Origin of the sequence: Acidaminobacter sp. JC074 (assembly GCF_022496765.1) — a bacterium.
In the GTDB taxonomy this organism is placed as follows: domain Bacteria; phylum Bacillota; class Clostridia; order Peptostreptococcales; family Acidaminobacteraceae; genus JABXKX01.
The window spans coordinates 113886-126724 of sequence record NZ_VANV01000013.1 but is presented as its reverse complement, the minus strand read 5'-3'; the positions used below and the strand labels follow the sequence as shown (position 1 = coordinate 126724).

Here is a 12839-nt window from a genome sequence, read left to right as displayed (position 1 = left end):
TTTACCATGGGATTGTAAAGGATAAATAACTCTGGATTATTTTAACTTAAGGGTGCAATAATCGTAATCAGCACCATCTATGATGATTTCTCTGATAAAGTTTGAGAGTTTTCTATTTTTAATAATTTTATCAAACTCATCACTTCTTAAGAGACCATCTACTTTTTCATCAACTAAGTCAAACTTGAGATTTCTTCTTCTAGCTACATAAGTTCTTTCTTCTTTTAACCATGCCAAATAGCGTTTGTTTGCAGCTCGCAATCTCGTAATATCTATATTTCTACTCTTATACAAGACCAGCATATGATCCAGTAAAAGCTCTATTGTATGGTAATTGTTATACTGGGTCCTATAGTACCTAAGCGGGAGCCTTTGAGCAAGGCCAATGGTATTCATATAATCTGTCATATCTTGATAGAATTTCTTATTGCTGTAGCGCGGACCACCATAGTCTGTATTGTTTGAGTACAGATCTCTGTATCTGTTGACCAAGTGAGGATAATGAGCTTTTAATGTTTCAAAGTAAAGTTCTTTAAGTCGACCAGGATTTAATGCTAGGACCATAGGAATTAAAAAGTCTACATCAAGGGCTTTGAGTTGATCTAATAGATTGACTATGCTTTCTTTTGTTTCTGTAATATAGGGAAGTAAGGGCATAGCAGAAATACCCACACCAATATCATTTGCCTTTAAAAGTTTAATGGAATCTATTCTTTCTTTAACAGAAGGTGCCTTGGGTTCAAATATTCTAGTGACTTCCTCATCGAGACTTGTAAGTGTCATGTTGATATGTATGTCTGCATAGGCCTTCATATCTTTGAAGATATCAATATCACGATTCATTAAAACTGATTTTGTTAAGAAGGTAGCCGGATACCTAATATCCCTGATTAACTTGAGTGTTTCTCTAGAAATTTCTAGTTCTTTCTCAATAGGTTGATAAGAATCGCTTGTACCTGTTGAAATGCCAATAGTGCCATACTCTCTAAGTTTAGGGAGTTCTTCTTTTAACCGATCAAGTGTGTTTTGCTTAACAACAATATCCTGTTCAAAATTCCCTTCAATGTTGTACTTTTCAGCTCTTACATAGCAGTAGGTACACCCGTGCTCGCAGGCAAGGTAGGGTGACATTCGATAGAAGTTAACGTACCAACTATCGGGATGTTGGTCCTTATAAAGTATCTTCTTCACTTCTTTATACTGTGGTGTTCTCATTATAGTCTCCATTTCCTGATTATATTGTACACCATATTGTAAGACGATTGCTCGACGATTTTGACTACAACTATTCTTACCCTACAAAATAGTTAGAAAATCTGGGATAAGTGTAGTGTACATCTCTTTGGAGTTATACATGAAACATTAATAATAAAGGAAGTAGTATTTCTAGTAAGTGATTAGGTAAAGAAAGAGAACTACTGATTGTATATGGTGAAGCCGACTGTTTTGTGTATGTACAATGTAGTGATAATACTGAATCCTTATTGTATATTTTAATTAGGAGGATGTATTTTGAAATTATTGTAGGATGAAAATAAAAACATAACCAACAAAGAAAAACATGGTGTGAGTTTTGAACAAGCAAGAGAAGTTTTTTTCGATCCGTTTCAATCAAGTATACATGACGAGAGATTTAGTTCCTTTGAAGAAAAGTGGATTGCAGTTGGAACAACTCATGAACAATATATTTTAGTTGTTGCACATTTATATTTTGACGACGATGGCGATGAAATAATTAGAATTATATCAGCGAGAAATGCAACTAACCATGAAAGAAGGCAATATGAGTATGAAAGAAGATTATGAAATGAAAGATGAATATGACTTTTCAAAAGGAGTAGGGGGACGATTTTATAAACCTCATAAGAAGTCGATAATAATTCGCCTAGATGACGATATTATTCTTTTCTTCAAAAAGAAAGCTTCCGAAGAAAGAATAGGTTATCAAACACTTTTGAACTCAGCATTACGTGAATATATAAAGAATCATGCAGTTAATGAATAAGTAAAGTGACTCCTCTATTAAGTTAGGGGAGTGTAACGCCCTGTTATAGTTTGGAAGCTACCATACATCTTGAAAGAAGTATGGCTATGTTATCATAAAAAACATAGTTGAAAACATAAAAAGTTTTGAGAGTCTATCTCAAAACTTTTTTGTATAAGGACTCAAGAAACAACTAAAAATGATCTATTGATTCTTATATAAATGAAATGCAATTATATGAGATATGGAGATATCATGAAAGTCACTTGTTTACCTGCGTGATCAGATACCTTTTCTTTTGGATAATCTGAAATGATATATGTAGCGAATATTTCGATAAGAACTTTGAGGAGTAAATCAGAGAATATCTCAGTATCAAAGGACTCCATAAGTTCTTTTTTTGATTTGAAATGTTCTGTGATATTAACTATTTGATCTTTGAGGAGTGTATCATATCCGTTATAAAATGAGTATATAAAGGAGTCTGTATCTGTGAGCTCACCAACAGACGATAAAGCGAATTCCTTCATCATTTCTTTATTTGTTGAAAAAACTGCATTAACGTACAAATCTAAGTATAAAAGAAGTGTATCGGATAGTGTATTTCTATAGTCAGAGGAGTCCAACTCTATAATGAGATTCTTGAAGTGTAATGTGTCTTCCATTGTAATTCTATAGAGTTCAGATTTTGATTTGAAATAGAGATAGGCAGTACCGCGACCGACTCCTGCTTTTTCAGCTATAGCTTCAATGGTTGTATTCTTATACCCTGTTTTGATGAAAAGTTCATGCGCTGCTGTGATTATTTTTTGTGTGAAATACTTTTTCTTTTCCTCTCGTTTAGATGTCATATAGTCTCCTTCGTAGTGGCAAATCTTTCAATTAAAAGAATAATTTCATATTATCATTGATCCTTTTATATTTGGGTATCATGTTCTGTCTGAAACTGTTATTGTTTAAGAAATCGGCTAGGTCCTGTATGTCTCTGTAATGTAATACAGGAAGTGTGTAATCTAATGCATGAGAACAATATATGATTGTATCCCTTTGAACAGTTTCAGCAAGATGATTGGCAGTCACAATCGTGTCATCAAGGCTGCCATCGGGAACCAATAGCTTACTGATTCCGAGGATACCAGGCATCATATAGTCACCTATAAACAACTGCATAGAATGATCATCATACAATGCAATTGAGTTTCTGGCATGGCCAGGAACTGGTATGACTCTTACACTACGATTGCCTATATCTAAAGTAGCATCTGCTTCCAATACATCATCATAATGAATTTGAGGAGGAGTTACACCTTCAACTTTACCTAGAAAGGAATCTTCAGTAGGAGTCAAACATTTGTTTTCTGACAAGATTTGATTTTCCAATTGGATTTTACATAATAAAGTTTCTTCAAAATCATTGATCTGTCCAAGATGGTCAAAGTGAAAGTGACTTGGTATTGATATGACTGGCAGTTTTGTAAGGCTTCTAACCAGAGGTTCGATGTTATGATATCCTGTTCCTGAATCAAACAGTATGGCTTTAATTGTGCCTAGGAGGAGATAGGAGTAGTTTTTCTGATAGTACCTTGGCTCTCCAATGGCAATGGTATTATCATCAATGTACTCATAAGTAAAATAGTCATCATACCATTTGGCATTCGTGGGTATTTCCACTTTCTCTTTTTTTGCAAACATCGATCCGCCACTTATTATAAAAATGATGAGCTTGAAAAATAATCTTCTGATCATTGGAACCTCCTTTTATCTGAGTTAATGAGCATCGTATAAAGCTTAAAGATAAATATGAATGCATTCATGAATATATTCATATATTATATTAGATCTCCGTTTATGTCAAGTTGTACGAGAGGTTGGGGGGATTTCACGGAGGTGTCGATGGAATTAAAAAACTATCATTTGAGTAGAAAAGCACATAGTATATGACACAATCACAATCATCCAATTTTGAAAGATGTTATTGAGTCAATATTTACAAGTGGCTTTAAAGATCTATTGGTTAATAGAGAGAGTGGGGAAATTATATAAGTTAGTCATAGAAAGGAGGTAACAAAGAATAATTCAATTAAGCATATTAATAAGAAATGTCATTTTTATGTCGGTAAGAATAAATGAGAATTTGCAGAAGAAAGTCTATTTATATGATAAGGTGCAAAATTAGGTATGCAAATACTGCACCAACACATATTTGAAGACTTTTAGCCTGATTATCTATAATGGTCAGACTATCTTTTATCTTGACAATAGCAAGTAACTACTGATTTATTGTTTTAGAAGTTATTGAAAATTTATGAGTTTAATTAATTTGTAAAACTAAATCATATTACTTTAGTGTTAAGATAATTATGTATTTAGGAGGATATTTATGTTAGTAAAAATCAAATATGAGACAACTGTGAATGTTTTAGCTCCATTCGGAAGCTGCGGTGGCTGTATGGAGCTTTTAAGATTAACCGCTAACTAAAAGATTCAATAGTCATTGTCTTGCTTTCGTAATATTAAAATGTTGAAAACTATTATGAAGGAGAATGACAATGAGTTTTATTAAAGATATTACTAAACTAAAGAATTTCGTTTTATAAAAAATCCGAGAACACACGTGTTTTTAAACATGAGATGAATCGGATTTAATAGTTGGTATAAATAACTTTGATCAAAAAAAACGGAACAAAAACTGTTAAAACCAAATGCGAACACTTGTTCTTTCTTCCTAAAACATGGTATAATATTAGAGAGAGAGGAGGTGAACAAATGAGTAAAAAAGGTACTTACAGAACAGTACAAATTAGGATTAAATCAGGTCATGATATGTATAATTATTGTGATGAAATGTGTTTTAACTCAAAGAATCTTTTTAACACAAGCAACTATCATTTCAGACAAGTGTTTTCAGGAATAGGTAAGAGCAAGCGTCATAAAAATGAAGATGAAGTCATCAATGACATTAATGAGAAAATCCCTCTGATTAACAAGAAGCTTAAGGAAGGTTACAAGAAAAAAGTTAAGAAAGGTAAAAAAGCTCAGAAACCAGTGCAGTTTAATTTGCTATCAAAAGACAATAAGATTGTTACTTATAATCTATTAGACGCTTACTTCAAGTACATCGATCAAGTAGATTATAGATTTCTACCAGCTCATACGAATCAGAATACAATCAAACAAGTTATTAGAGCATGGAAGAGCTATTTTAAGTTAATGGAACTCTACAGAAAAGGTGAGTTAGAAGATGAACCTAAAATACCAAAATATAAAAAGAAAAATGGCAGATATGTTGTGGTTTTGTCCAATCAGGTATGTGTGATAAAAGACGATAAGGATCCTCATAGAAAAGATAAATATTTGAGATTTCCAAAAACAGACTATCAATTGAATATCACAAAATGCATGGACTATGAAAATTTCAAACTAAAAGAAGTGCGTATTGTGCCAGGTTCAAGTTTCTATACACTTGAGATTGTACTGGATCTTGGTGAATCAGAAGAACTGTCACATGAAAGTAAGCGTCTATTGGGTATTGATATCGGTGTAAATAACTTTGCAACTATTGTAAACAATGTTGGTCAGCGACCAGTTATTGTAAATGGTAAAGGACTTAAAAGCATCAATCAATACTATAATAAGAAACGCGCAGGTTTAATGAGCATCCTGAGAAATGGCAAACAAAAAGGTGAAGGTCAGTATCATTCAAAACAGTTGAATCGATTAGATGAAAAAAGAAATGCTAAGGTAAAAGACTTTTTACATAAATCCAGTCGTTATATTATAGATTATGCTGTAGAGCATGGTATCGACACCATTGTAATTGGTTATAACAAAGGATTTAAACAAGCTTGTAATATGGGAAAGAAAAACAATCAAAACTTTACAACAATCCCATTCAAAAGATTCATAGATGTACTTGAGTACAAAGCAAGTGATGCTGGCATCAAATTAAACGTTACTGAAGAAAGTTATACATCGAAAGCATCATTCTTAGATGGTGATGAACTACCAGTCTATGATGAGAATAATAAGAAGACCTATAAGTTTTCAGGTAAGCGTATAAAAAGAGGCTTGTATAGGACAAAAACAGGCATAATCATCAATGCGGATGTTAATGCAGCATTTAATATCATAAGAAAAGTATTTCCAAATGCGAAAGGCGGATGGAACAGAGGCGTCATGGAGGTGCCAATTAGGATAAGGGCAGTTTGCTAATCTCCTAAGGAATCTCGTGATTTTAATCATGAGAACTTCAATATGGCTAGGACAGTCTGTATCTTCCTTAGGAAGTTCCATGACAAGCTTTGCTATTACAATATGGGCATTTGAAAGAACAGGGAGTGCACTGACACTTTTTATATCTGGAATGCTTATTATGGCTCCTAAAATGTTTCTAGGAGTTTTCCTTGGCCCTTTGATTGATAGGATGAATAAAAAGGCGATCATACTTATTTCTGACATAGGTGCTGGGGTATGTACCTTAACATTATTTCTGCTTTTAAGAGCAGATTCACTTGAAATATGGCATATATATAGCTTGAATTTTCTTAGCAGTATTTTGTCGAGTTTTCAATATCCTGCAAGTGATGTTGCTGTCAGCTTGATTGTTCCAAAAAAATATTATGTTAAAGCAAGTGGCATGCAGTCTTTTTCAAATGGGAAAATACAGATGTTGGCACCAATTTTTGCAGCATTTTTCTTGGCTTTGACAGATATGAGTGTTGTTATATTTATTGATTTTGTTACACTGGCTTTTTCTACTTTGACACTAGCATTTATGGTTAAAATACCCTTTGATTCAAAAGAGAAAGGGCAAAAGTTTTGTTTGATGCATCATTTGCAGGAGTTGCGAAAAGGCTTTTCGATAATATGGGACTCTATACTACTAAAGAAACTCTTGTTATTTATGGCTTTCATTAACTTTTTAGCTGGATTGACCTACTTCAATATACTTTCCCCAATGATTTTGGCTCGAACGGGTCACAATGTAAAAATACTGGGATTTGTCAATGGGGCCATTGGACTCGGTGGTATTATCGGTGGCTTGATAGTGGTCATAATGCCGACCATGAAAAGCAAGGTGAGGACAATGTTTTTATACGCAGGATTATCATTCTTTTTAGGTGACTTTCTGTTTGCATTTGGTAACTCAATGTGGACATGGGGCATGGCTGGCTTTCTTACTAGTGTATTCATACCTCCACTGATTGCGAATGAAAGTTATTTTTGGCGCACCATAATTCCAGTAGAAATGCAGGGATGTGCTTTTTCTTTTAAATATGCAATGAAATCGGGTATGATTCCGATTGGCATGCTTATTGGAGGCATTTTAGCCGATTATGTTTTTGAACCTTTTATGACGAGTGAACCGAATTATCTGTCCTTCATCTTTAAGAGTGGTGAAGGCATGGGCATGGCATTGATGTTTTTTATCACAGGAATTTTGGGTACATGTGTCAGTTTGAGGGGGTTTTTCAATACTTCCTTATTGGAGGCCGAACAAGAATCAGAAAATTCCTCAGATGAAAAGATAATAAGTGTTTAACTTATATCAAAATAGTTCATATGGTACTAAAGAGTCCGTGATAGAAATCACGCTCTTTAGTATTTTTTAGTTTACAATGCATATAGATCCTGTAACCAGTATTGTAAAATTGAGAGTTAGTTTTTTTAATGATGTAAGTTTTTAATGGGTTTTGCATAAAAATTCAATTATCTGTGTAAATCTTCAAAAAAGTCAACTTGTCACCAACTTTTGCTTGTGTTATGATGGGCGAAATATAAAAAAAAGGGGGAGGCATATGTTTAAATACATTCAAAAAATTCCACATCCAGATGAAGTTAAAGAAATCATGCCTTTATCAAATGAGTTAAAGTTAATAAAGGAAAAAAGAGATCAAGAAATTAAGAAGATATTTACTGGTGAAAGTGATCAGTTTATTTTAATTATAGGTCCATGTTCTGCTCATTGTGAGTCATCTGTATTAGAGTATGTAAGTAAGTTAGGTAAACTACAGGATAAGGTAAAAGATAAAATACTGATGATTCCTAGAGTCTATACCAACAAGCCAAGAACAACAGGAGAAGGCTATAAAGGCATGCTTCATCAGCCTATACCTAATCAAGCGCCTGATATGTTAGAAGGAATAAGAAAGATACGTTCCCTTCAGATGAAGGTCATAAAAGCATCCGGTTTAACATCTGCAGACGAGATGTTGTATCCGACCAACTATCCTTATGTAGAAGACTTGTTAAGCTACATAGCAGTTGGTGCGAGATCTGTTGAAAACCAAAAACACCGCTTAACTGTTTCTGGTGTAGAAGTACCAGTAGGTATGAAAAATCCAACAAGTGGCGACTTACTTGTCATGCTTAATTCTATAAAAGCGGGTCAACTTAGCCATAATTTCATTTATAATGGTTATGAAGTAGAAACTTCGGGTAATCCATTAGCACATGGTATTTTAAGAGGTGCAGTCAATCAGTATGGTAGAAACATACCCAATTATCACTTTGAAGACTTAATGTATCTTGCAGAAAAATATGGTGAGCGAGGACTCTTAAATCAAGCTTTAATTGTGGATGCCAATCATGCTAATTCTATGAAGCAATACCAGGAACAACCTAGAATTGCATTAGAGGTAATGAAGTCTAGAAACTACAATCCACTTATTAAAAAGATGGTCAAAGGCTTGATGGTTGAATCTTATTTGGTAGAGGGCAAGCAAAGTGAAAATGGTACTGTAAAAGGTCAGTCTATAACAGATGCCTGTCTAGGCTGGGATCAAACTGAAAGATTGGTTTATGACATAATGGAGCAATTATAGGTGGTATTATGAGAGCTTATGTAAAGAAACATGACTTGTTTTTAAAAAAATCAGAAGTAAGTGAAGTGGTTTATAAGTATCATCTTCAGCAGATTGCATTTATGCAGCATGAAAGATTGATACATTTAATCGTACTTTGTTTGACAACGATTGTTTTCTTGTTAAGCTTAACTCTGGCCTATATAACCATAAATATTGGTTTGATGACAATAGCGCTTATTTTAGGTATCCTTGAACTTTTTTATGTGAGACACTATTTCTTTATGGAAAATCATGTGCAGGCTTGGTACAAAATAGCTGATGACATGTATGAAAAATTGTATTTTTAGATTAAACATCCTTCGGGATGTTTTTTTGTTGTCGACAAGACAATTATGTCTGGATTTCTATGATAAAATCAATTTGTTTAGTGATGCGAATTAAATTATGTGCTACAATTATTTTACAGGGGGAATTTAAAATGAACAAGCAATTAGAATTTATAAAAGCACTTTCTGATGCACCTGGTGCACCAGGATTTGAAGATGAAGTGATTGGTGTGATTAGGGACTATCTTGGCGATGATTTTGACTTAAAAGAAGATAGAATGAGAAACCTAGTCATCTATCCTAAAAATTTTGATGAAAAGAAGCCTACGATTATGCTTGATGGCCATTCTGATGAGGTAGCCTTTATGGTCCAGTCTATACAAGCTAATGGCCTTATTAGATTTATAGCACTTGGCGGTTGGTTTTCACAGAATGTTGGTGCCAGCAAGGTTTGTGTTAGAAATTCAGATGGTGAATACTTAACAGGCATCGTTGCCTCAAAACCACCTCATTTTATGAAACCAGCAGAGCGTACTAAGATAGTAGAAATCGCTGATATGTTGATTGATATTGGTGCCTCTTCTTATGAAGAAGTGGTAGAGACCTTTAAAATAGAGCCTGGTGCACCGATTGTACCTTATGCAAAGTTTGAATACATAGAGAAGAATGATACCTTTATAGGCAAGGCATTTGACAATCGTTTGGGTTGTGCTTTAGTAGTAGAAACCATGCTTGCTATGAAGGATGTGGACTTAAAGGTAAACATCGTTGGCGCAATTTCAAGCCAGGAAGAAGTAGGCACAAGAGGTTCACAGTTAACAGCTAAAATCATCCAACCTGATGCAGCCATTGTATTTGAAGGTACACCAGCGGATGATTCTCATAGAGGTCACTATGAAGCACAAGGTGTATTGAAAAAGGGTGTACAGATCAGACACAGAGATAACTCAATGGTGGGAAATCCCCGTTTTATCAGCATGGCTAGAAATCTTGCTAAAGAAGGTAATATTAAGTTCCAAGATGCTATCAGACAAGGTGGTGGTACCGATGCAGGCAAGATTCATTTAATGGATAAAGCTGTACCAACTTTGGTATTTGGTGTACCAGTAAGATATGCCCATACACATTTTGGTATTTCTGCTTATGAGGATTATAAGTCAACTTTAGACTTGGCAATTAAAGTGATAGAAAAGTTTGATGAAACAACATTGAACAAATTATAGTATATGTAAAATTGCTATGGTTATGATAAGCCAATTTATGATATAATACCTTTGAAGTATATTTTCCGAGTTATTATCTCTAAGGGGGACTATGAGATTCTAACCGATGGGTCATTTAAGAAATTATATGGCCTCCCGTTTGGAAAGGAAAGTGCTCCTTTTGGATTAATTTTCGGAAAAGTTAGACAATAGGGGGTTTTATGAAGAAATTTTTAGCAGCTGCCTTAATTATGTGTTTAATATTAACAACATTTATGGGCTGCCAGCAAGAAGAAAGAAGACTTATTTTAGCAACAACAACATCTACACAAAACAGTGGTCTACTAGATCATATCATTCCAGATTTTGAAGAAAAGACAGGTATTGACGTTGACGTCATTGCAGTTGGTACAGGCGCGGCACTTCAAATGGGTCGAGATGGGGAAGCGGACGCCTTATTGGTTCATGCCAAATCAGCTGAAGAAGAGTTCATAGCTGAAGGGCATGGTGTAAGCCGTTCTGATGTTATGTATAATGACTTTGTTATTGTAGGTCCTAAAGACGATCCAGCTGGTTTAAAAGACATCAAAGACGATGTAAAAAAAGCTTATGAAGTTGTACTTACTTCAGCCTCTACATTTGTTTCAAGAGGAGATGATTCAGGTACCCATAAGAAAGAACTTTCTATTTGGGATCAAGCTGGTTTAGAACCTTCTGGAGACTGGTATGTAGAAGTTGGTAAAGGTATGGGTGACACATTAACCATGGCAGATGAGATGAATGCTTATACCATGACTGACAGAGCAACTTATTTAGCGATGATGGATAATTTGGATTTAGAGATTGTCATAGAAGGTGATTCTTCTTTATTCAATCAATATGGTGTTATTCCAGTAGATCCTAATAAAAACGATATGATCAATGCTGATGAAGCAGATGAGTTCGTTAAGTGGTTGTTGAGTAAAGATACTCAAGACATGATTGGCGAGTTTGGTATAGAGAAGTTTGGTCAACCACTTTTTATACCTAATGCTCAGTAGTTCATATTTGGATTTATATAAAAAGTTTTAATTAATAGTGAAAATACTGCCAGGGCAGTATTTTCCTTGTCTTACTGCAACAGACGCAATTTAGATAATTACCTTTAGACTTTAATTAGGAAGTTGTTTAAGCGTTAGGGGAAATATGGATTATATTTTTAAAGGATTAAAAGGAGCCTTACTCCTTATATTTTCAGGGGATCTGGAAATGTACAGCATTATAGGATTATCTCTTTTGGTATCACTGACCTCTGTTGCCATTGCATCAGGAATTTCTATACCACTTGGTATTGTAACAGGTTTGCATGATTTTAGAGGTAAAAAGCTCTTTACGAGAGTTACTTATGCATTTATGGGTATACCGCCCGTGGTACTTGGTTTAGTTGTTTTTCTGTTTTTAGCAAGAAAAGGACCGCTAGGTTATTTAAATATTAAGTTTACAGTTACAGCCATGATCATCGCTCAGACGCTACTTGTAATCCCGATTATTTTAGGGAATATTTTCAATTCTGTTACTGCCCATGGTAGGGTAATCATGTTATCTTGTAAAACTTTAGGGGCAAGTAGGATGCAGACTTTATGGATCTTAATAAAAGAACTTAAAAGGTCTATGTTAATCGCTGTTATTACTGGATTTGGAAGGGCTATATCTGAAGTTGGTGCCGTATTTATTGTTGGTGGTAACATCAAGGATGAAACACGGACCATGACCACTTATATCGTCATGCAGAATTCTATGGGAAATTATGAAGTATCTATAGCGCTTGGTATTGTGCTTTTAACAATTGTCTTTATTGTCAATGGCATACTTCATAAATATGTAGGTGTTTACGATGATTAAAATTGACAAGCTGATAAAAGAATACGACGATAAACGCGTGGTGGATATTGACAAACTTCAAATACCTGACAAGATGATTTTTGGAATTATTGGTGGTAATGGTTCAGGCAAGTCTACTCTTTTAAAGATGATTGCACAGTTAGAAGAAAAAACACTGGGGCACATAGAAACGGGTGTAGACTTAGACCAGATGGTTTATCTCTTTCAAAAGCCACACCTATTTAATACAAGTGTCAGAAAAAATATAGGTTCACCACTAAAGTTTAGAAAGTGGGACAAAGACCAAATAGATAAAAGAGTAGATGAACTTTTAAAGCTCTTTGACATTGAACACTTAAGTCATATGAATGCCCTTAAGTTATCTGGTGGAGAGGCTCAAAAGGTTAATCTTGCAAGAGCACTATCATTTGGGCCTAAGTGGATCTTTTTAGATGAACCAACTGCTAATATTGATCCAAAATCTACACGTCAGATTGAAGAAATACTTAAGTCTTTAGATATAAATATGATACTTGTAACCCATAATTTAAATCAAGCGACTAGGATGTGCAAGCAAGTTGCAGTCATGTTTGAAGGAAAAATAGTAGAAATATCTGAGCCTGAAAAGGCGTTGGAACATGAAAGTTTACAGTATGTTTAA

The 12839-nt window shown here is 34.4% G+C and carries 12 protein-coding genes, 1 pseudogene and 1 riboswitch; of the genes and pseudogenes, 10 read left to right on the top strand and 3 right to left on the bottom strand.

What is annotated here, in order from left to right; genetic code table 11:
* Nucleotides 1-36: 36 nt before the first annotated feature.
* Nucleotides 37-1215 carry a radical SAM protein gene (locus tag EZV73_RS15645; RefSeq protein WP_240841340.1) on the bottom strand — a complete coding sequence of 393 codons (1179 nt, stop codon included), beginning with the start codon at nt 1213-1215 and terminating at the stop codon, nt 37-39.
* A gap of 324 nt (nt 1216-1539) precedes the next feature.
* On the opposite strand from EZV73_RS15645, the pseudogene EZV73_RS15640 reads away from it, so the two are divergent.
* Nucleotides 1540-1806 (top strand): annotated as a pseudogene (locus EZV73_RS15640) (BrnT family toxin); the annotation flags it as partial.
* Nucleotides 1784-2005, top strand: coding sequence for a BrnA antitoxin family protein (locus EZV73_RS15635; RefSeq protein ID WP_240841338.1), 222 nt, complete (start codon nt 1784-1786; stop codon nt 2003-2005). The pseudogene EZV73_RS15640 and the gene EZV73_RS15635, both read left to right, overlap by 23 nt.
* 212 nt (nt 2006-2217) lie before the next feature.
* On the opposite strand, the gene EZV73_RS15630 is transcribed toward EZV73_RS15635, so the two are convergent.
* Both EZV73_RS15630 and EZV73_RS15625 read right to left on the bottom strand, forming a co-directional pair.
* Entirely contained in the window at nt 2218-2835 is a 618-nt protein-coding gene (locus EZV73_RS15630; protein ID WP_240841337.1) for a TetR/AcrR family transcriptional regulator, read from the bottom strand.
* A gap of 31 nt (nt 2836-2866) precedes the next feature.
* Nucleotides 2867-3730 carry an MBL fold metallo-hydrolase gene (locus EZV73_RS15625; RefSeq protein WP_240841336.1) on the bottom strand — a complete coding sequence of 288 codons (864 nt, stop codon included), beginning with the start codon at nt 3728-3730 and terminating at the stop codon, nt 2867-2869.
* Between the two features lie 1020 nt (nt 3731-4750).
* Between EZV73_RS15625 and EZV73_RS15620 the strand changes: the two genes are divergently transcribed.
* The 8 genes from EZV73_RS15620 to EZV73_RS15585 all read left to right on the top strand — a co-directional run bounded on the left by EZV73_RS15620 (nt 4751) and on the right by EZV73_RS15585 (nt 12839).
* A complete protein-coding gene (locus EZV73_RS15620; protein WP_240841335.1) occupies nt 4751-6196 on the top strand; it encodes a transposase in 1446 nt (481 codons plus the stop codon).
* Nucleotides 6197-6224: 28 nt separating this feature from the next.
* Nucleotides 6225-7526, top strand: a complete 1302-nt coding sequence (locus EZV73_RS15615; protein WP_255813504.1) for an MFS transporter — start codon at nt 6225-6227, stop codon at nt 7524-7526.
* A 256-nt stretch (nt 7527-7782) separates the two neighbouring features.
* Nucleotides 7783-8808, top strand: coding sequence for a 3-deoxy-7-phosphoheptulonate synthase (locus EZV73_RS15610; RefSeq protein WP_240841333.1), 1026 nt, complete (start codon nt 7783-7785; stop codon nt 8806-8808).
* 8 nt (nt 8809-8816) lie between these two features.
* The gene (locus EZV73_RS15605) at nt 8817-9137 is read left to right on the top strand and encodes a hypothetical protein (protein ID WP_240841332.1); all 321 of its coding nucleotides are present in this window, start codon (nt 8817-8819) and stop codon (nt 9135-9137) included.
* A 131-nt stretch (nt 9138-9268) separates the two neighbouring features.
* Complete coding sequence (locus EZV73_RS15600) at nt 9269-10339, top strand: M42 family metallopeptidase (protein WP_240841331.1); 1071 nt, start codon at nt 9269-9271, stop codon at nt 10337-10339.
* 51 nt (nt 10340-10390) lie between these two features.
* Nucleotides 10391-10505, top strand: a riboswitch (molybdenum cofactor riboswitch).
* A 34-nt stretch (nt 10506-10539) separates the two neighbouring features.
* Nucleotides 10540-11358 (top strand): substrate-binding domain-containing protein, encoded by an 819-nt coding sequence (locus EZV73_RS15595; RefSeq protein ID WP_240841330.1) that lies wholly within the window; start codon nt 10540-10542, stop codon nt 11356-11358.
* Nucleotides 11359-11566: 208 nt separating this feature from the next.
* The gene (locus EZV73_RS15590; RefSeq protein WP_240841329.1) at nt 11567-12199 is read left to right on the top strand and encodes an ABC transporter permease; all 633 of its coding nucleotides are present in this window, start codon (nt 11567-11569) and stop codon (nt 12197-12199) included.
* Nucleotides 12192-12839 carry an ATP-binding cassette domain-containing protein gene (locus EZV73_RS15585; RefSeq protein WP_240841328.1) on the top strand — a complete coding sequence of 216 codons (648 nt, stop codon included), beginning with the start codon at nt 12192-12194 and terminating at the stop codon, nt 12837-12839. The genes EZV73_RS15590 and EZV73_RS15585 overlap by 8 nt, the downstream gene beginning before the upstream one ends.

Coding starts and splice junctions, on each gene's coding strand:
- EZV73_RS15645 (WP_240841340.1), bottom strand. CDS start 1,215: ATGAGAACACCACAGTATAAAGAAGTGAAGAAGATACTTTATAAGGAC.
- EZV73_RS15635 (WP_240841338.1), top strand. CDS start 1,784: ATGAGTATGAAAGAAGATTATGAAATGAAAGATGAATATGACTTTTCA.
- EZV73_RS15630 (WP_240841337.1), bottom strand. CDS start 2,835: ATGACATCTAAACGAGAGGAAAAGAAAAAGTATTTCACACAAAAAATA.
- EZV73_RS15625 (WP_240841336.1), bottom strand. CDS start 3,730: ATGATCAGAAGATTATTTTTCAAGCTCATCATTTTTATAATAAGTGGC.
- EZV73_RS15620 (WP_240841335.1), top strand. CDS start 4,751: ATGAGTAAAAAAGGTACTTACAGAACAGTACAAATTAGGATTAAATCA.
- EZV73_RS15615 (WP_255813504.1), top strand. CDS start 6,225: ATGAGAACTTCAATATGGCTAGGACAGTCTGTATCTTCCTTAGGAAGT.
- EZV73_RS15610 (WP_240841333.1), top strand. CDS start 7,783: ATGTTTAAATACATTCAAAAAATTCCACATCCAGATGAAGTTAAAGAA.
- EZV73_RS15605 (WP_240841332.1), top strand. CDS start 8,817: ATGAGAGCTTATGTAAAGAAACATGACTTGTTTTTAAAAAAATCAGAA.
- EZV73_RS15600 (WP_240841331.1), top strand. CDS start 9,269: ATGAACAAGCAATTAGAATTTATAAAAGCACTTTCTGATGCACCTGGT.
- EZV73_RS15595 (WP_240841330.1), top strand. CDS start 10,540: ATGAAGAAATTTTTAGCAGCTGCCTTAATTATGTGTTTAATATTAACA.
- EZV73_RS15590 (WP_240841329.1), top strand. CDS start 11,567: ATGTACAGCATTATAGGATTATCTCTTTTGGTATCACTGACCTCTGTT.
- EZV73_RS15585 (WP_240841328.1), top strand. CDS start 12,192: ATGATTAAAATTGACAAGCTGATAAAAGAATACGACGATAAACGCGTG.